This window comes from Parapedobacter sp., from assembly GCF_035556095.1.
GTDB lineage: Bacteria > Bacteroidota > Bacteroidia > Sphingobacteriales > Sphingobacteriaceae > Parapedobacter.
Genome location: NZ_DATMFT010000025.1, coordinates 81970 through 101526 on the forward strand (window position 1 = coordinate 81970; position 19557 = coordinate 101526).

The window sequence follows — 19557 nt, forward strand, 5'->3', positions numbered from 1 at the left end:
GTGTAGCGAAAAGCCTCTTTGCAGCGTTTAGCTTAAAAACTGACAATGTTATGAAAACAAGCTATTCCCTCTTTACTCTTTTGGCTACCCTGCTCTTTGGTGCGTGCGAAAAAAGCGACATCGAACACGAAAGCACCTTTGAGCGGAGTTACCACACGTGGTTGGATTTTAAAGCGGCCAGCGGCGACAGCTATCGCTATGAAGTCTCCGGCGCTACCTGGGCCGGATCGTCCTGGCGCACCACGATTACCGTCCGGGAGGGGAAGGTTGTGCAACGAGACTTCCAATACATCGTCTTCAATAATAACCCCATGCCCGACGGCGGCTGGGAGTCGGCTTCGATGGCCGATCTTTTGGACAGTTTTGGCTTTACCGCCGACGAGTTCGAAGAGCAGGAAGGACACTCGCTTCTCGAATCACTCCGGTGGACAGAGCACGAAGGTGAACTCGGACTGCACGAGATATCTCCTGCCAGTACCATACAGACCCTGGACGACATCTATGAAAAAGCCAGGTCTTTCTGGCTGAAAAAGCGCTCGGATGCGGAAGTCTATTTCGAGGCGAAAAACAACGGCCTGATTTCTTCCGCCGGCTTCGTGCCCAACAATTGCATGGACGATTGCTTTTCGGGTATCAGTATCCGGCTAATTGAAGCGATTGATTGACCATGCTCTTCTTTCGCTAACGGACCTGCTCGAATATTGTCTAAAATCATAACTTTGCCCCAACATGATGAATATACCTCGCTACATTTCCTTCTTTTTGGGCTTACTAGCCCTATCTTGCAGCAAAAAAGAACAGCCAGCAGAAATCGCTGATTTAGTTTTCCCTTCCGACACTTATTATGTGGGAGCGGGTAGCCAGACCTCGCTTTACATCATGCAGGGCAACAAAAGATACCAATTGCTTGCCGGCGATGAAACGATTATTGAAGCTGTAGCCGACGGTACTCCTTGGCCCGCTGGCCAGCTTACGGTGAAAGGTCTGAAAAAAGGGAGCTCCGTGTTGAGCGTGACAGACGAAATAACTGGAAAGGAAGTTTCGTTAACCATCCATGTGGTCGACCCGTTCCTGGTATCGAGGCTAGGACATGCTGTTCCGGCGGTTAAGTTTGACCCACTCGTACCAGAAGCAACACGAAAAACGATCCGGGAAGAAGTCAAAACGTTTGCAGATTTTGATCTGGATGACATCCTCGTCTTACATCGGAATAAGGAGCAGCGTTTTTTTGTTTTTGGAAAGGTAGACTTTGAAAAAGGGGAGAAACTTTCGGAATCCGCATTGAAGCAATCCGGGACGTATGAACTGGTCTTCAGCACAGACGGCGAACAGCAGCTAACCCTGCATTTTGACGGCGAAGGAAACTCCCTTTCCTTGGGCGTCTACGCAAACAGCGCATGGGCAAAGAACACCCTGCAGGAATTCAGCAGTGGTAAACAAAGCAGCCCGGCAATGGCAGAAAAACGGATGAGCGCTATCCATGCCGAAACGCCTATCGACTATTTCGATCGCCACATCAAGGTTTTCAAAGATTTAACATTCCACATCAACGCGGCCTATCCGGATATAGAAATCGAATCGGCAGCATTGTACCAGGAAGTCGAATTATGGCCCGATTTTCAGAATTATGGCTTGTCATTGGATGACGGTATTCTTGAATAACGACGCTACGCGATGTAATGATAAGGAGTAACGGCAACTTTCAACTTCGACACTAGTTCGCAATTCCTTCGAGATAGATTCGCCATGCCAGCACATTATAGCCGCCATACCTCTACAGTGATAGCACGTTCTACCACATGAAACGTGGACTCGACGTGGACTCACCGTGCTCACAGGGTGCAGGCATAGCGAAGCAGTCTCGAACCGTTGGCAAACAAGTGTCGAACAAGTATCGAAGCAATTTCGACCGAATGTGAATACGAGTGGTATTACAAGGCAGTTCATACTCCCGAAACTGCTGATGTCGTGACTTGGATTACGAGTCAGCGATTCTTTGGATTGATTACATTTAAGTCCTGAAACCTTGAGGAAGTCCTTTTCATTGTCCGCAATCAATGTCAAGTCATTGACAACTGCCGTGGCGGCAATAAGTGCATCTGGTAATTTGATTTTATGGATTTTTCGAATCCTAATTGTTTCGTTGACGATGTTATTGTCTAAACCGATTACGGTAGAATTAAATACAAATTGCTGGTAAATTAGCAGGTCGTTGGGATTTGAGGGTGCCTATGCCTGAAGTTCGACTTCTGAAATAAAAGAAATACTGCCATCATCGTCGACAACGTCATCTAAAACACCAATGCCGTTTCGGGAAACGTTCCATTGAGGTATTTGATGATCACAGAGGTATCAATCAAATATCCCGTTGCCATTCGTTAGGTAATTCGGCTAACTGTTTGTCAATTTCCGCAAGGGAGTCCGCCAGCTTCTTCTTACCAGCCTGCATGTCCAGGATTTTCTCCTCAATACTGTCTTTACAAATCGTCCGATAAGCCATCACATGCTTGTCCTAACCAATGCGGCAACAACGGTCAATGGCTTGCACAATACTTCTTGTTGTTTATCTATGGTTAGTTTCTCGGTAGATAATTGGTCATTCATATACGCTTGGTTTGGCAAATAAAAATTAGATTCCGATTAGAAACGCCACTGAAATTCCATTTTTTAATCATTTGTTGTCGGAACTTTTCTATTCGGATACTTTGTTGATTATTATATCGGGTTTCTCCTCCTTCTCAACTTTCCCCTCCAACTCCTTCACCACCTCATCCAACATCCCTTCAAAGAATTGTACGATTTCCGCGGCCCGGTCTTTATAAAACGGTTGCGAAATGTTTGACAGGCCGATCTCCACGTTTTGCCACCACACCGTATGCGGGCTTAGTATCAATTGCATGCGTGCCGTTTCCATACTGCTCGTCAGGTACACAAAGTCCAAGAGTTTCCGGCCCGTTACCCCACTCCAATCAATTAATTCCGCTAAATCCACCCCATAGGGTTCAAACCCCACGGCACACCGCAGATAGGTGCTGACCCCCATTTCCAGCAGGTTCCGCAGCAACAGGAAGCAGGTATCCAGCTTCAATGCCGGTGCATCCTGAATGAGGGCGTTTAAGTTGTCCATGCAAGTCTTGGCATTCCGCCACGTTTTTTCGACACGCTCATACTCGGCTCTCCAATCCACATCTCTCACTTCAAAGGAAGGCTCGAAGGTCGCTTTCCTGCGCAAGATCCGGCCTTTGGTCCACAGCGTATGAAAGAAGCGGTTCCCTTCCGCTAGATTCTTTTGGACGGTTTTCGTGTTCAGGTAAACCACTATGGCGCTCGCGACTCCCACCTGCATGGTCCGGAAATGGAAGGGACCCTTGTTGTTCATCAACACCACGAGGTAGAGTTCCACTTTCGAGCCTCCTTCGCCATCTTCCCCCTCTTCCGGCCGGAACAGGTAATTGCCCGAGAAGCCGCCGGTATGGTAGTTCAGCAGCAAAACCTGCTCAGGATTGTGGTTCTGGCGTATTTTATCGAGCAGTTTGTTGACATCCCGCTTATACCGGTTCGGCCACGGAAAGTTGCTAAAGTCCTCACAGACCACTTGGGTAGCCGGGGCTAGGCCAGCCATCGGCTCTTTTGCAGGCTTTGTCGCGGCTGGTTCAATCAACTTTGCCTCTTCCTTCGGCAATTGCTCACGGTAAGCCTTTACCCGTGCAACCATCGAGCCAACCATCTCATCCATCGCCGCCTTAGCTTGCTCGCATTTGTCCAGCAGGATACCAAACTCGTCCTCCCCGATTTCAATGGATTCTTGTTTCTTCGCTTTCGTATAGCTTTGATCCAGCAGACGGAACAAATCCACCGATGGGCTATCATACGGGAAAATCGCTTGCAGCTGCGGCAATATCCCGCGAAGGGTTTTCATCAGATGCTCTACATTATGGCCCTTGCCTCCATTGATTCCCACCGTGGTCCGAAAGCCTTTCAATCTGAGTTCCAGAAACTGGTGCAACATGAACGTCGCCTGCGCGTAGTCGCCCTTAGCAAGAAAATTTTCTACGCCCTCCCGGAATTCGTCCGACCCCTTGCGGCATTTGTCGTAATTAAGTTCCGCCAACTCCAGCAGTCCTCCAATGGTTTTGTGGGAAAGCAACGGATTTCCCTTTTTTGACCCGGCATACAGCTCATGCTGTGGCAACGACGCATATGTGTAATACAGGCTTCCCTGTTTCAACTGGTTCTGCCATTCGCCAGCAAGAATGATATCAAAAGGAAGCGGTTCAGTATCCGAAAAACACAGCGATACCAGCGGTGCCATCGTTTTTGGCGCTAACCCTTTAACCGGGTTGACGACCAGCAGCAAATGTGGCCGTTCTTCTTCCAGATAGGGGTAAGAAAACAGGAAAATACGGTGCAAATCCATGCGCTGGGTCAGCCGCTCGACAAGTTGTTGGTTGAATACTTCTTTCATAATAGTTTATTATTTGTATAGATTTTCAATACAAACGTAAAGACATTATTTTAATAAGACAAATTTTTGTTAAGATTTTCTATACAATCCGTATGTTTACCGGAACAAACGATTAGGAATATGACATCTTTGGGCGAGATCCTGGCAAAGCGGTCGGTCAACAAATCGATGGTAGCCCGACGTACGGGACTGAGTAAAGCGCGGATAAATGAGCTGACATTGACCCCCACAGCCAAGCTGCGGGCCGATGAACTTTACCTCATTGCCAAGGCTATTGATATGGGACCGTGCGATCTATTGCATGCGCTTTGCGGCCACCTGAAGCTCAAGGAGCAGGGTGGCGGTAAAACACCTGCCGCATGAACGATTTTATACTTGAAGTGATGTGCCCGATTGATGATGACGCCCCGCAAAAAACATTGCTTACGGCCAGTATATTGGGTCGGCTCTCGTTCCCGGAAATGGAACTGTTGGATTGGATCCAGATTTCCGGCACTCATAAGTTTGAAGGAATCGCGCTATTTGCCGAAAGCGCCGAAACTATATCTTTTTTGCTCTGCGAGGACCCCGACGACGGTAGCGCCGAATCGACGATTTATAAGTTGGCCGTACCAAAGTGAAGGAATGTCGGTGCACAAGCTCATTAAATTACATAAATAGCTACATTTGTCCATGCTGTTAGCCTACGTCAACTGGGATGTGAATCCTGAAATTTTCCAATTGTGGGGTTTCCCGCTAAGGTACTACGGTCTGCTGTTCGGGACAGGTATCCTACTGAGCATCCTGCTGCTAAAGCGGATCTACGGCCGTGAGCAGCTGAGCGAATCGGCATACGACAACCTCATCGTCTATGGCTTTGTGGGCATATTTGTAGGTGCACGGTTGGGGCACTGCCTGTTTTATGATTTCGCGTATTACACGCAGCATCCGCTGGAAGCCGTTCTTCCGATACAGCAAGACGCCAACGGCGATTACCGCTTTGTGGGCTATCAGGGCCTTGCGAGCCACGGGGGTGCCATCGGGCTGATTACCGCTTTATTGCTTTACGCTAGGAAATACAAGGTCACATTTATCCGCGTGCTTGATATGGTCGGCATCGCCACCCCGCTCGCCTGCGGCTTCATCCGCCTGGCGAACCTGATGAATTCGGAGATGATTGGACACCCCACGGATATGCCGTGGGCGTTCATCTTCCGGAACATCGACGGCATCCCGCGCCACCCGGCACAGCTTTACGAATCAATGGCCTACTTTTCCATATTCCTGCTGGTGGCCCTGCTTTACCGCAAAAATATCCACAAAATCGGGCACGGATTTTACTTTGGGCTGTCCATCTTCCTGATGTGCGCCATGCGGTTCCTCATTGAATTTGTAAAAGAAGACCAGGTGGGGTTCGAAAACGGCATGTTATTGAACATGGGGCAGCTCTTAAGCCTCCCGTTCATTGCTGTCGGGCTTTACTTGACCATCCGGGAGCTGTGCAAAAACAAAGAAGCAGATAATACCAGTGTTCCAGACCAGTCGGCCGCAATCGTTGACAATTAGCCGCGAGCACTACTTCCTATCGCTCGCCGACATAAAATCCACGTCGAGCAATTTTCTCAGGCTCGCCTGAGCCCATGCAGCCGGCATGTGGCGCAATAGCGTATTCCGAAAGCCAATCAGCCAAGGGTGCGCAAGCTGTGCCGATTTGCCTATCCACCACGACGTTTCCGTAATATAACGAGTCCGCGCCAGCCGTCGCTTTTCGAAACGTAGGAAGGCCTCCTCGACGTTCGTCCGGCGGGACACCTCGTCGCATAATACCACGACGTCTTCGAGTGCCTGGCATGCCCCCTGCCCCATATTCGGCGTAGTCGCATGGGCGGCATCGCCGATAAGGAGTATACGGCCATAAGCAAAATGGCCGAGGGGTTTGATATCGATGATGTCGTTCCATAAAAGGTCCTCATCGCCCGTGGCGGCTAGGAGTTCCGGTATCGGTGCATGGTAATCACCGAATCGGCTGACCAAATCACTAACGGTGTAACCGCGGTAGACCGGATTTGCGGGCGTCGCGTTAATGCATGCATACCAGTAGATGCGGTCGCCTACCAACGGGGTCATCCCGAAACGGCCATTCCTTCCCCACGTTTCAGATCCCTTGAGCAGTCCGATGGATTGATTGGAAATTGTGGCCCGCCAACAGGTATACCCCGCGTAGCGGGGTGAAGCGTTTGGCAGCAACTGCTGCCGTGCCGCCGAATGCACACCATCGGCCACTATCAGGTAGCGGCACCGGGCACGCTCCCCGTCTTCAAAGGCCAGTTCAATAGCGGTGCCCGTTTCCTCAAACTGTTTCAAGCGTTTTCCCAGCACAACTATATCGGCTACCCTGCCAAGCAGCAGCTGGTGGAGGTCGGCGCGGTGTACCGAAAAATTCAATTGCTGGTAACGCGAACTTATTTTTTGCGTGTCGGGGGCGATTAATGTACGGCCGCGCTGATCCAGTATCGTATAGCTGTCGGTATAAAATCCAATCTGTTCTACCTCCTCACGAAGGCCCAGGTAGGCAAAGGCCTGCATGGCATTTGCGGCTAGGCCAAATCCGGCCCCGGCACCTTTTAGCAGAGGTGCCTGCTCAAATACACGTACCTCCTTGCCCAAAGCAGACAACCCGATGGCCGCGGAAAGCCCCGCAACGCCGCCTCCGATAATGGCATATTCCACCGTCTCCACGTGCTCACTGGTTAGTCAGCCGCACCGAATACCTTCTTCAGCAGCGAGGTGGTCCGGAAAACTGGGTTGTCGCGGATGGCGCTTTCCTTTTCTGCCACCATTTTGAAAACCCCGGATATCGTTTCGTTGGTCACATAGCTGTTCAGGTCGGTATCAATCGACTGGTTCATCAAGCCGTTGTATTTACTAATGATCTGCTCCCATACGCGGTCGGCACCCACCTTACCCAGCGAACCTTCCACTTTCGGCTTAAAGGCCGTAAATAACTTTTCGGATGTCTTACCCTTCAGATAGTTAGTCGCCGCTACGCTGTCGCCCAGCAGTATCGCTTTGGCATCGTCAAACGTCATGGACGTAATGGCGTTTGCGAAAATAGGCACTCCCTCCTGTACGGCATCCTCTGCCGCCCTGTTGAGCAGCAGCAGTCCCTGGTCTGCCAGGTTGCCCAGCCCAACACCACGCAACGCGGCGTCGACCTTTCTCAGCTCCTTCGGAAGGAGTATTTTCACCAGCTCATTCTTGAAAAACCCGTCTTCGGCGCCCAGCTTCGTAATACCTTCTTTTACACCGATGTTCAGTGCTTCCTTCAATGCGCCCGACACCTCCCCGGTGGATAATCCTGTCAGGTCGATGTTCTTCTTTTTACCGTCGCCATCCGCTCCCTGCTCACCCTCCACCGCTTTTTTCAACCGATCGAATAGGCCCTGTGCCTGTACCGACGTATATCCCGTAGCTCCCATGAGCAACACCACTAATAGAATTTTCTTAATCGTCATCCTCTGTTTATTTTATTATTTCTGTGGCAAAGGTACACAACGTGGACGAACCATTCCGACCAAGAACTTTTGGAAACAACGTTTCTTTCATTAAATTTGCTACTATGGATACATTCATCATTAAGGTACCAGAAAACAAAACATCTTTGGTAAAGCCTTGAAGCTTATCAATCCGTACGATTTATAAACCAGTTTCAATTGGCTCTATGAAAAGTTCTTTCTTTTTGTCCCTTTTCCTTCTCTGCTGCTCCTTCGGACAACCGCAGCAAACCTGGCTCGCCCTCGGCGATTCCATTACGTACCTTAACGAACACACCGGCGAAACGGATTACCGCATCACCAAAGGGTACATGACGCTTGTTACCGAAGAACGCCCCGGCCTCCGCTACATCAACCAAGGGCATAACGGCTGGACCGCGGTACGGATTGCCGAACAGATCGAGGACCTCGGGCTGGTAAAGGCCGACTATTATACGGTATTCTTGGGTACGAACGATTGGTGGGCCGGACTGCCCCTTGGCTCGTTGACCGACTACCGGAACAACACCGGCGCCGGTACCACCAGCGGTGCCTTCCGTATCATCACCGATAAACTCAAGCAGCTGAATCCAGATGCGCCCATCATCCTCATCACCCCCATGCAACGGGCCGACTTTGTGTATATCAACGATTATAAAAACAACGCTTGGGGTTCATACAAACCGAATCGGAGTGGTCAGACGCTGGAGCAATTCGCCGATACGATCCGGGCAATTGGCCAGGCGGCCGGATTCGAGGTAGTCGACCTGTACCACCATCCAAAGCTGAAGCTCGAAAAACTAGTAAAATTCAAATGGCTGAAAAAGCCGGGGAGCGATGAGTATCGTAAATACCGATATCCTACGTATATACAAGCGCCCTTCAACCCCGAGAGGGACGAATATCCCTATCCGCAAACAGCCATCGACATGACATACGATGGACTACACCCCTCGGATAAAGGTTATCGCGTAATAGCCAACGAACTCTCAAAACATTTTTGACAAACATTCAACGACGACACCCCCAGCCATCCTAGCATGACCGAGGCACTGAACGAGTTGTTTGCTCTTGGATGATTTTGTACATCCGTTAAACTGTCCGCTAGTGAACAGCAAGTGTTCGATATCGAACACATCCACCGCAGAGCATATCCACATTATGCTCATTATCAGTGTATTGTCTTTTTGGCGTTAAATCTGCATCTTTTTTTCTACAACAACAGGGCTCCATGCCATTAGGCCGAAGTCCAAAAGATAAACATGCGAAGCACCATAAAAACCACCCTCCGCCACCTCTGGCGCAACCGCCTCTTCACGGCACTAAACGTGCTTGGACTTGCTATTGGCATCAGCGCATGCTGGGTGGTTTACAGCATTGTTGATTACGAGTTGAGCTTTGACAAAGCACACCCGGATGCCGAGCGTATCTATCAAATTGTGGGGCGTTATAAAGAGGGGGGACAGGAAAGCGGTTTCGGCGGTGTACCTCTTCCACTAGCTCCTTCACTATCCGAAGGGATTGCAGGCTTGGAACTTGTGGTACCCCTATATAATCAGTATACGGAAACGCTTACAATACCCGCTACAGGCAACCAGCCGGAGCGGAAAATAGAAGCTCCACAGGTTGTGGCAACGAGACCTGCCTATTTCGACCTCGTCCCACACCGGTGGCTAGCCGGCAACAAACAAACTTCCCTCGACGCACCAGACAAGGTGGTGCTTACGGAATCGCGTGCTGCGGATTACTTCCCAGGCTTCAAACCCGAAGATATACTTGGTAAGACCTTAATGTACGACACGGTAGCACGGACCGTAACCGGGGTGATCGCCGACCTCAACTACCCCAGCAGCTTTGGAGAAAAAGAGTTTATAGCCGTACCGGCCTCCGAATGGACGGCTGATACCTGGGGCGGCTCAAATTCAGCACATCTCGTTTTCGTAAAAGTCGCGGAAGGCACACCTATCCAACCAATCGTGGATTTCGCTACCGAAAAACGGTTGGCATTCACTGCCGAACTGCAAAAGGAGTATGGATTTGAAGCTTGGTTCGAAGCTTTGCCACTCGCAGAGAAGCACTTCGCGCCCGAATACGCCGCCGGCTCGCGGTCGGCCAGTATGCATGTGCTATACGGCCTGGTCGGCATCGGTTTTTTCCTACTCATACTGGCCTGCATCAACTATATCAACCTCAGTACCGCACAGGTGCCGCAGCGTGCTAAAGAAATAGGCGTTCGCAAAACACTCGGCGGTACCCCACTGACGCTAATCGGTAGCTTTCTCGTAGAGACGTTGGCCGTTGCCGTGATGGCGCTCCTGCTGGCTATACCGATGGCCGGCCTATTCATGGCGATATTTCCCGAATTTATTCCGGAAGGCCTCAAGGCATTTAAAAACCCGCTGGGACTAACACTTTTCCTCACGTCGCTGCTCATCGTCATCGCGCTGTCGGCCGGCATCTACCCCGCCTGGCTCGCCACCAAGGTGCGAACGGTACAGGTATTGAAAGGGCAGGGCGAAAAAATGATCGTCGGTGCCCGGCTGAACCTAAGAAAGGCCCTCATAGTTTTCCAGTTCATCATCGCGCAGGTGTTTATCGTCAGCGCACTTATCATCGGGCAGCAGCTCAACTACACGCTGGATAAAGACCTTGGCTTTACCCACGATGCGGTAGTCAACATCGGCACACCCTACCGCTCAGATCAAGGGGCCGATATCGACCCATTTCTCTACAAACAGGCACTGGCACAGCATCCTGAAATTACGGGCGTTGCGCTGGGCCATGAACCGCTCAACAATAACCACTGGGGTACGGATCTCCGCATCACGACCGATAGCGGTGACGTGCGGGTAAATATGCCCCGGAAATACATCGACGCGGATTACCTCGACCTTTATCAAATCAAATTGCTGGCAGGCACCAACATCCAGCAGACCGATACCCTCCGCGATGTCATCATCAATGATGCCGCACGCAAGGCTTTCGGCTTTAAGACGCCACAGGCTGCTATCGGTCAGCTTGTTACTATGGGGGGCAGCAGTAATCGATATCCCATTGTGGGGGTTATTGCCGATTTTCACCAGAAAGACCTGCATGTAGTAATCGAACCCCTTGCATTGGGAACGACCAACCAAAGGAACTATCTACAAACCTTCAACATCAAACTGCCGACCGACCGGAAACAATGGAAAAAAGCCCTTGCGGCGATGGAACAGGAATGGAAAGCCATTTACCCAAATGCGCCTTTTGAATACCGGTCTAATGATGAGCGTATAAAGGGCTTGTACGAATCGGAATACCGGATGGCCAAACTCATTGGATTGGCCACCGGCGTAACCATCCTGGTAAGCTGCCTCGGCCTGTTCGGCCTGGCTACGCTCACCGCATTCCAGCGCACCAAGGAAATCGGTATTCGCAAAGTGCTGGGGGCAACCGTATCCGGCATCGTGGCCTTGCTGTCCAAAGACTTCGTAAAGTTGGTAATGGTTGCTGTCGTGGTCGCTTCGCCGATAGCCTGGTGGGCGATGACCAAATGGTTGGAAGATTTTGCTTACCGCATCGACATTCAGTGGTGGATGTTTGGGGTAGCAGGGGCGGCAGCCGTTGCCATTGCACTGATCACCGTAAGCTGGCAAGCAATCCGGGCGGCGGTAGCCAATCCGGTGAATAGCTTGAGGGATGAGTAATCAATGGAATAAGGATGAAAAAAGGAAGGAGCAAAGACGGGTTAGGCTAACGACTAAGTACTTTATACTACAGCTAAAGAAATGTTAACGAACTATCTCAAAATAACATTCCGCAGCCTCTGGAAAACCAGGGGGCACAACTTCCTGAATATCTTTGGCCTTACCGTGGGCATCACCGCGGCAGCGCTTATATTCCTGTGGGTGGAGGATGAAATGGGTTATGACGATTTTCCGGGAAAAGAAAACATATATATAGTCAAATCAAAGCAGACCCTTGATGGGGTCACGAAAGTATTTGATGCCGTTCCCGGTCTTTTCGGCCCGGCGATCAAAGACGAAATACCTGACATTAATTACGCGGCTCGAGTATCGTGGAAAACCACCTCCCTGTTTGCGGTGGACGACAGCCGCATCTATCAAGATGGTTATTTCGCCGAGCCGGATTTCATGGATATATTCTCGTTGCAATTCGTAGAAGGTGACAGCAAAACAGCCATGGATGCGCCTAATGACTTAGTAATTACCCAATCTGCCGCGGCACGCCTTTTCGGAAATGAATCTGCACTTGGCAAGACAGTCAGGCTCGACGACAAGGAAAGCTTCTTGATCTCTGGCGTGGTCAAAGACCTGCCCAAAAACAGCACTTATCAATTCGACTGGCTCATCCCTTTTGAAACATACGAGAACGCAAACCAACAGATGGTGCGGCAGTGGAACAACTTCTCGCTAATGACCTTTGTGCAATTGAATCCATCAGCCGACCTAGCGGTGGTCGACGGGCAACTCCGTAACTTTGTCAACCTCAAGTTGGGAGACCATCAACGGACTGCAAACCAATTCCTATATCCCATGGCGCGTTGGCGGTTGTACAATAGCGCTGACAGCAACGGCAATGAACAGGAAGGCCGTATAAAATACGTACGATTGTTTAGTGTCATTGCTTGGGTGGTGTTGGTCATTGCCTGCATCAATTTTATGAACCTTGCCACCGCCCGTTCGGAAAAACGGGCCAAAGAAGTAGGCATGCGTAAAGTCGTAGGTGCTACACGGACATCGCTTATTGGTCAATTTTTAAGCGAATCCTTGGTCTTGGCTGCAATCTCGGCCGTATTCGCGGTTGTGCTTGTTTATCTTGTTATCGGAGGGTTCAATAGCTTGATCGAAAAGGAACTGTCGATAACCCCACTTAAAGTCACGCACCTCATTTTCCTAGGTAATGTTGTGCTGGTTTGTGGACTGCTTTCGGGAATCTACCCAGCATTTTATCTTTCTTCGTTCAATCCGATATCCACGCTAAAAAGCACAAAACAAAAAGTTTTCTCAGGAAGGTTTATCCGCCAGGGATTAGTGGTGCTGCAATATACCGCCTCCATCACGCTTATTGTTTGTACCATAATTATATTCCAGCAAATCAGTTATGTTAAAGGACGTGACAAGGGTTTCGAATCAAGCCAAGTGCTCCTTACCCCGATACGCGGTAATATATTAGCGCATGTTGACGCCATCAAGGAGCAACTGAAAGAAACAGGTGTAATTGAAGAAGTAGGGCTCAGTAACGCTGGGGTACTATCGCCAAGGGAGAGTACATGGGCAGTCGGTTGGCAAGGGAAAGACCCGAACAAGCAAGTGACTATAGGTGTTCTGCAAGCCGATGCAGGCTTTATCCCTGCCTTGGGCATGCAGTTGACAGACGGGCGCAACTTCAGGGATAGACTATTGGGCGACGGAAATAGCGTCATCATCAACGAAGCATTTGCCAAGTTGATCAAACCGGACGGCAAAGTGGCCGGACAGACCATCCGTTGGAACGATTGGGATTATACCGTTATAGGTATAGTGCAGGATTTTGTGTACAACAACGTTTATGCACCATCGGAACCCTTGTTTTTACATCCACTTACGTGGGGTAGCGGTTTTGTAAACATCAAAATCCGTGCAGGAGCTGATATCCCTAAGGCCGTATCGCATATAACGTCTGTAATGAAAGCCAACAACCCCGAATATCCATTTGAATATACTTTTCTCGACGAGAAATTCGACGAGAAATTCAAATCCGAAATACTGATTCAAAAACTGGCCGGTGTGTTCGCCGTACTGTCTATTGTCATTTCGTGCCTCGGGCTGTTTGGCCTCGCAGCATTCACTGCCGAGCGTCGGACAAAAGAGATGGGCATCCGCAAGGTGTTGGGGGCTTCGATAGCAACGCTCGTCGGCTTGCTAAACCGGGAGTTTGTGATTCTCGTACTGGTGTCCTGCCTCGTGGCGTTCCCCATCGCTTGGTGGATTATGTACGATTGGCTTGACAATTACGAGTACCGCACCGACCTGCATTGGTGGGTGTTTGCACTGGCGGGCATCGGGGCATTGACGATTGCATTATTTACGGTGAGTTCGCAGGCCATCAAAGCTGCCCTGACAAACCCGACCGAGAGTTTAAGAAATGAGTGATTAACCACCTAATGATAAAAGCCTGTGTGGCAAACACCATAGGTAGTTCAACTGCCGAATAAATGCAAAGAAAATGATAAAGAGCTATTTCAACATTAATATGGTGTAACCTTTGGAAAAATAAAGAGTACTCAGCGCGGTAAGTGGCAGGCTATCCGCGCAGCAATCGCCAATCCGGTGGATTCGTTGAGTGATGAATAATTGGATGTTAGCGTGCGTAAGGTGATAGCCCGTGGAATGGGCAAATCGATTCACGAATAGATTAAATAAAAGTCTAGACAAAATATTAGTAAGATACAACACGAATTCAAATGTTCACAAGTTCATAAATATAAAAATGACTGAAATTTATTTTAAAACCGCGTGGCGCATGATAGTTAAGGATAAAACCTATGCCATCATCAACGTAGTCGGTCTGACGGTAGGACTCTGTGCTTGCATGTTAATGGCTACTGTCGTGCTGGACGACATATCGTATGATAGATTCTGGACACATCGGGACGCGCTGTACCGCATCGTTACCGTCGATACCACCGCAGGCTTGGAAGGAAAATCGGAAGTAGCCTACTCCAACCTGGGCATTGAGATGGCGAACAACCTGCCTGAAATATCACGGGCAGCAGCCGTACAGAAATGGCAATATGACTTCCGCAAGACTAAAGCTGATGAAGAAGCAATCACGATGGATGTCATCGTTGCAGACACCAATATTTGGGGAATGCTCGACTTTGCTATTTTGGCCGGAAGCCCGCGGCAATACACCCCCGGTATAAATAACCTCATTATTTCCGAGCGTTTCCGAAAAACACACTTCGTCGACGAAAACCCAATAGGAAAAACCATCTATAGTGTATCCACTTATGACGACGAAGCCAAACCTTTCCTTATTACTGGAGTCATGGCCGATTTGCCAACCAATACGTATCTACGAGCTGACGGGCTAGAGATTACCCAACCAGCAAGCGAGGCACTCAGCCGCGAAGGATGGGGTAACCACGAAGAACAGCTGGTGCTCATGAAGCCCAATACGGATATGGCCGTTTTTACCACGAAAGCAAATCGCTGGTACCGAAATTTCCTTGCAGATGCTTCGGAACTCGCTCTAAAAAATCCTCCATTATATGAGTTTCAACCCATCACGGATATATACCTCAATTCGGAATTTGCCTACCAGGAGGTCAAAGGTAGCTGGAGCAACATCTATATCTTTTCGGTAGTAGCCGTTCTGCTCCTGGCCATCGCCTGTATCAATTTTGTAAATCTAAATACGGCACGTATTATCCGCAGATTTCGCGAAACGGGTGTCCGTAAGGTGTTGGGCGCGACAAGGAGGCAGCTCATTCGCCAGGTTCTTACGGAAAGCTTGCTGTTCTTCAGCACGTCTGCACTGTTGGCTTTTGCACTATATGGGTTAGCATTGGCACCATTAGAACGTTTCCTCACTCACGGGCTTGCCGTCGATTTCATGACCAACTTACCCTTGTTCGCAGCGGGTACCGTAGCCGTCTTGCTTATTGCAGTTTTAACGAGTATCTACCCCGCCATCGTGTTATCTGGGTTCAAAACCACCTCGGCGTTGCGTAATCGCTTTGCACCGGATACGATTGTCAGCATTTCCACTGTACGGAAAGTGTTGGTCGCCACTCAATTTAGCTTTGCTTTGCTCGTGCTTATTGGTATGATTACCGTGTGGAGGCAGATGCAGTTCATGGCCAACAAAGATCTGGGTTACAATACCGACCACATACTGACCATCAACAGCTTTTCTGCCGGCGGGAAAGGCGGTATTCTGAAACAAGAAATCGCCAAGCTTCCCGGCGTAGCACACGTGAGCCTCTCGGAGTGGTTACCAACTCAGGGTACGGGAGGTATATCATTAAATCTCACCCATCCAAAACGGCCCTATGAACACGTACAGGTAAACATCATCTTTGGCGACAGGGATTTACCGACGTTGCTCGGATTGCGCGTCGAAGAGGGGCGCTTGTTTGATCAACGAGAAGCAACTATCGGCTTAACGCGTGATATGCTGTTTTCGGAGGATAAAGACACCCGAAGGCAGTACAGGAACCACGCTAAAGTGATTCTTATGGCCAGTACCGCTAGCCTGTTCGACATCACCTCCCTAGATACATTTGTTCCGTCATTTATTGGCACACCTATCGGTATTGTAAGTGATTTCCATAGTGTCTCGCTACACAATCCAATAAAACCAACCATGATCCACGTAAGCGAAGACATCCAATATCCTTGTGTCCTCATCAAAGTGATGCCGGGGTATGAATCACAGGTCATGCGCAGTGTTAACCAACTTTGGAAACATTTCCACGACGAAAAACCACTCCAATTGCAGTGGCTCGACGATATGGTGAAATCCCAATATGAAAAAGAAGCCCAGCAAGCCATCTTATTTAAGCTTTTCACCGCACTGACGCTATTCCTTGCTGTTCTCGGCCTTCTTGGCCTCGTTGTACATTCCACAGCGCAGCGTGTGAAAGAAATCGGAGTCCGTAAGGTGCTAGGGGCTTCAGTTGGTAGCATTGTGCGGCTATTCGTTTCAGATTACATAAAGCTGGTCACCTTCGCCCTAATCGTAGCCACACCTATTGCGTGGTGGGCGATGAACTTGTGGTTGGAAGATTTTGCTTATCGCATCGAAATCCAATGGTGGATGTTTGCGTTGGCGGGATTAGTGGCCGTAGTGATAGCGCTGCTCACCATAAGTGGACAGGCCATCCGGGCCGCATCGGCCAATCCGGTGAATAGTTTGAGGGCTGAGTGATGAACGGAATAAGGATGATAAGAGCAAGGAACAAGGACGTGGTAATCCCATATCTTATATCTAGTGTTTAAAAATGATAAAACCATCCGACCGAAGGGAGGATAGCTGAAGCACCAATAAAAACAAACGATATGCTGAAAAACTACATAAAAACCACCCTTCGCCACTTATGGCGCAATCGCCTATTTACCGGACTCAACATCCTCGGCTTGGCTATCGGCATCAGCGCCTGCTGGATCATCTTCCGGATTGTTGACCACGAATTCAGCTACGATGCCGGCTTGCCCAATAGCGATCGCATATTCAAGGTCATCAGTACGTTCGACAGGGACGGCGAACAACGCGCCATCGGGGGGGCGTCGGCACCGTTGTACCAAGGAATCGAAGACGAAATAACCGGAGTGGAGCACGTGGTGCCCGCTTTCCGCCAGTGGGTCTACCACGTCGAAATCAGGCGGCAAAACCAACCTCCTTTTGTGAAGGAAGAGCCCGAAGGCATTATAGCCACGAACACCGCCTACTTTCAAATGCTTCCCTATCGGTGGTTGGCAGGCGACAAGCATAATGCCCTCGACGTCCCCGAAAGCGTGGTGCTGACCGAAAGCCGTGCAAACCTATACTTTCCGGACACCAAGCCGGAGGCCATGTTGAATAAAACCATCACCTACTACGGACAGGATACGGTAACCCGTACCGTAACAGGCATCGTTGCCGATTATGACACGCCTTCCGAATTTGCCGGACAGGAGTTTGTCGTACTGCCGAGAATAGCTTACGAAACGTATCAATGGACGAACACCAACGGCACCGATCGATTGTATCTACAATTCGGCAAAGGGGCAAATGTGGATGCCAAACGGCAGCAAATCAACGAACTGGACGCGCGCCATTGGGCAGCACTTGCGGAAGAGCAACAGAACCAGGGAAAAACGGATGCTCCCCCGCGCAGCCGGACCTATGAGCTCCTTCCCATCAGGGATGTCCACTTCGCCACACACGTGTCGGAATATAATGTAACCAAAACTAGTAAACCGGTAATGTACGGGCTTATCGGGATAGGGATTTTCCTGTTGCTCCTTGCCTGCATCAACTACATCAACATGAGTGTAGCCCAAATTCCGCAACGGGGCAAGGAAATCGGCGTGCGTAAAACGCTCGGTGGCGGCCACTGGCAGCTGATTAGCCAGTTCCTCAGCGAAACGCTGGCCGTTACCCTCATGGCATCGGCGCTGGCATTTGCCTTTACCCGCTTAGGCTTTTGGCTACTGGAAGACATTATCCCCGCGGGTATCACGCCACAGGGCAATGGTTACGAGCTTATCGGGTTTATACTTGCCCTCATTGTACTCGTCACACTCGCCGCGGGCGGCTATCCAAGTTGGCTGATTACCCGGGTAAAAACAGTTAATGTGTTCAAGAAATGGTTTGACAACCAGACGCCCATACGCGGGTTTAGCTTGCAGAAAGTGCTGATTGTCTTCCAGTTTACCATTGCATTGGTGTTTATCATCTGCACGATTATCGTAAGCACCCAACTGCGCCATACCCTTAAAGCCGACATGGGTTTTGACAAAGACGCCACGGTACTGGTGGATGTGCCCTGGAAATACACGAATGACCCACATTACGAAGGCAAGCAATTCACACTGCTGACCGAAATCCGCACGCTTCCGGGAGTTGCCAACGTAGCCATGGGAACGGCGCCCTTGTCGTCCGGCTATTCGTCAAGTCCGTTCGGCTATGTGCCGGACGGGAAGGACCCTATAGAAATCACCGGCTTCAAGAAAACCATCGATACCGCGTACCTGGGGTTATATAAAATGGAATTATTGGCAGGTCGGAATATCCATGCTTCCGATACCATCTCCGAGTTTATCATCAACGAAACGGCTGCCGAAGCATTTGGCTTCGCTACTCCGCAGGAAGCCATTGGGCAGTTTATCGGCCAACGCGGCAATACCAAACATCCCATTGTCGGCGTCGTCAAGGATTTCCATACGCAGGATTTTTATACTCCCATTACATCGACAATCCTATCGAGCTACAAAGCGAACCTCTCTTCATTCAACATCAAGCTGGACAGTAGGGACCCCGATCGTTGGCAAGCAACCTTGAAAGCCATTGGCCAGAAATGGGCACGATTTTATCCCGCCGATGGCTATCAATTTCGTTTTTACGACGAAACGCTGGAGGCCATGTATCGACAGGAGAGGCAGGTTGGCCGATTGATTAATCTGGCCACCACCATTACCATCCTGATCAGTTGCCTCGGGTTGTTCGGTTTAGCCACCCTCATTGCTTTCCAGCGCACTAAGGAAATCGGCATCCGGAAAGTATTAGGTGCTTCCATTTCAGGCATCGTGGCCCTGCTGTCCAAAGACTTTGTAAAATTAGTGTGTTTGGCCATTGTCATCGCCTCACCCATCGCGTGGTGGGCGATGACCAAATGGTTGGAAGATTTCGCTTACCGCATCGATATCCAATGGTGGATGTTCGTCATGGCGGGACTGGCGGCGGTTGTCATCGCACTGCTCACCGTGAGCTGGCAGGCCATACGCGCCGCGGTGGCGAATCCGGTGGAGTCGCTTCGGGATGAATGATATATTGGAGCAAAGAGCAAGGATTAAAGATGCAACGGTCTCTTGGCGAATATCTGATGTTTAA

The 19557-nt window shown here is 49.8% G+C and carries 15 protein-coding genes; 10 read left to right on the plus strand and 5 right to left on the minus strand.

Annotated elements, in window-relative coordinates:
- The first annotated feature begins 50 nt into the window (after positions 1-50).
- Both VNQ80_RS16120 and VNQ80_RS16125 read left to right on the plus strand, forming a co-directional pair.
- Positions 51-665 (plus strand): hypothetical protein, encoded by a 615-nt coding sequence (locus VNQ80_RS16120; RefSeq protein ID WP_325640515.1) that lies wholly within the window; start codon positions 51-53, stop codon positions 663-665.
- Between the two features lie 64 nt (positions 666-729).
- Positions 730-1662, plus strand: coding sequence for a hypothetical protein (locus VNQ80_RS16125; protein ID WP_325640517.1), 933 nt, complete (start codon positions 730-732; stop codon positions 1660-1662).
- Here the strand turns inward: VNQ80_RS16125 and VNQ80_RS20970 are convergent.
- From VNQ80_RS20970 to VNQ80_RS16135, 3 genes are all read right to left on the minus strand, one after another.
- A complete protein-coding gene (locus VNQ80_RS20970) occupies positions 1636-2208 on the minus strand; it encodes a type II toxin-antitoxin system VapC family toxin (protein WP_414693006.1) in 573 nt (190 codons plus the stop codon). The two genes, VNQ80_RS16125 and VNQ80_RS20970, sit on opposite strands and share 27 nt — an antisense overlap.
- A 148-nt stretch (positions 2209-2356) precedes the next feature.
- Positions 2357-2500, minus strand: a complete 144-nt coding sequence (locus VNQ80_RS16130) for a hypothetical protein (protein WP_325640519.1) — start codon at positions 2498-2500, stop codon at positions 2357-2359.
- Between the two features lie 192 nt (positions 2501-2692).
- On the minus strand, positions 2693-4465 hold the full coding sequence (locus VNQ80_RS16135; RefSeq protein ID WP_325640521.1) for a HEPN domain-containing protein: 1773 nt from the start codon (positions 4463-4465) through the stop codon (positions 2693-2695).
- Positions 4466-4585: 120 nt separating this feature from the next.
- On the opposite strand from VNQ80_RS16135, the gene VNQ80_RS16140 reads away from it, so the two are divergent.
- Genes VNQ80_RS16140 through lgt form a run of 3 tightly spaced genes read left to right on the plus strand, consistent with a single transcriptional unit; the run spans position 4586 to position 6010 of the window.
- Positions 4586-4828, plus strand: a complete 243-nt coding sequence (locus VNQ80_RS16140) for a helix-turn-helix transcriptional regulator (protein WP_325640523.1) — start codon at positions 4586-4588, stop codon at positions 4826-4828.
- Entirely contained in the window at positions 4825-5085 is a 261-nt protein-coding gene (locus VNQ80_RS16145; protein ID WP_325640525.1) for a DUF6929 family protein, read from the plus strand. Before VNQ80_RS16140 ends, VNQ80_RS16145 begins: the two co-directional genes overlap by 4 nt.
- A gap of 52 nt (positions 5086-5137) precedes the next feature.
- Positions 5138-6010, plus strand: a complete 873-nt coding sequence (gene lgt, locus VNQ80_RS16150; RefSeq protein ID WP_325640527.1) for a prolipoprotein diacylglyceryl transferase — start codon at positions 5138-5140, stop codon at positions 6008-6010.
- 9 nt (positions 6011-6019) lie between these two features.
- Here the strand turns inward: lgt and VNQ80_RS16155 are convergent, their stop codons facing one another.
- Both VNQ80_RS16155 and VNQ80_RS16160 read right to left on the minus strand, forming a co-directional pair.
- Positions 6020-7183 (minus strand): FAD-dependent monooxygenase, encoded by a 1164-nt coding sequence (locus VNQ80_RS16155; protein ID WP_325640529.1) that lies wholly within the window; start codon positions 7181-7183, stop codon positions 6020-6022.
- 11 nt (positions 7184-7194) lie between these two features.
- Positions 7195-7959, minus strand: coding sequence for a DUF4197 domain-containing protein (locus VNQ80_RS16160; RefSeq protein ID WP_325640531.1), 765 nt, complete (start codon positions 7957-7959; stop codon positions 7195-7197).
- A 206-nt stretch (positions 7960-8165) separates the two neighbouring features.
- Between VNQ80_RS16160 and VNQ80_RS16165 the strand changes: the two genes are divergently transcribed.
- The 5 genes from VNQ80_RS16165 (at position 8166) to VNQ80_RS16185 (ending at position 19493) form a co-directional block, all read left to right on the plus strand.
- Positions 8166-8981, plus strand: a complete 816-nt coding sequence (locus VNQ80_RS16165; protein WP_325640533.1) for an SGNH/GDSL hydrolase family protein — start codon at positions 8166-8168, stop codon at positions 8979-8981.
- A 258-nt stretch (positions 8982-9239) separates the two neighbouring features.
- On the plus strand, positions 9240-11663 hold the full coding sequence (locus VNQ80_RS16170) for an ABC transporter permease (protein WP_325640535.1): 2424 nt from the start codon (positions 9240-9242) through the stop codon (positions 11661-11663).
- 81 nt (positions 11664-11744) lie between these two features.
- Positions 11745-14111, plus strand: coding sequence for an ABC transporter permease (locus VNQ80_RS16175; RefSeq protein WP_325640538.1), 2367 nt, complete (start codon positions 11745-11747; stop codon positions 14109-14111).
- 370 nt (positions 14112-14481) lie between these two features.
- The gene (locus VNQ80_RS16180) at positions 14482-16893 is read left to right on the plus strand and encodes an FtsX-like permease family protein (RefSeq protein WP_325640540.1); all 2412 of its coding nucleotides are present in this window, start codon (positions 14482-14484) and stop codon (positions 16891-16893) included.
- Between the two features lie 131 nt (positions 16894-17024).
- Entirely contained in the window at positions 17025-19493 is a 2469-nt protein-coding gene (locus VNQ80_RS16185) for an ABC transporter permease (protein ID WP_325640543.1), read from the plus strand.
- The last annotated feature ends 64 nt before the right edge of the window (positions 19494-19557 follow it).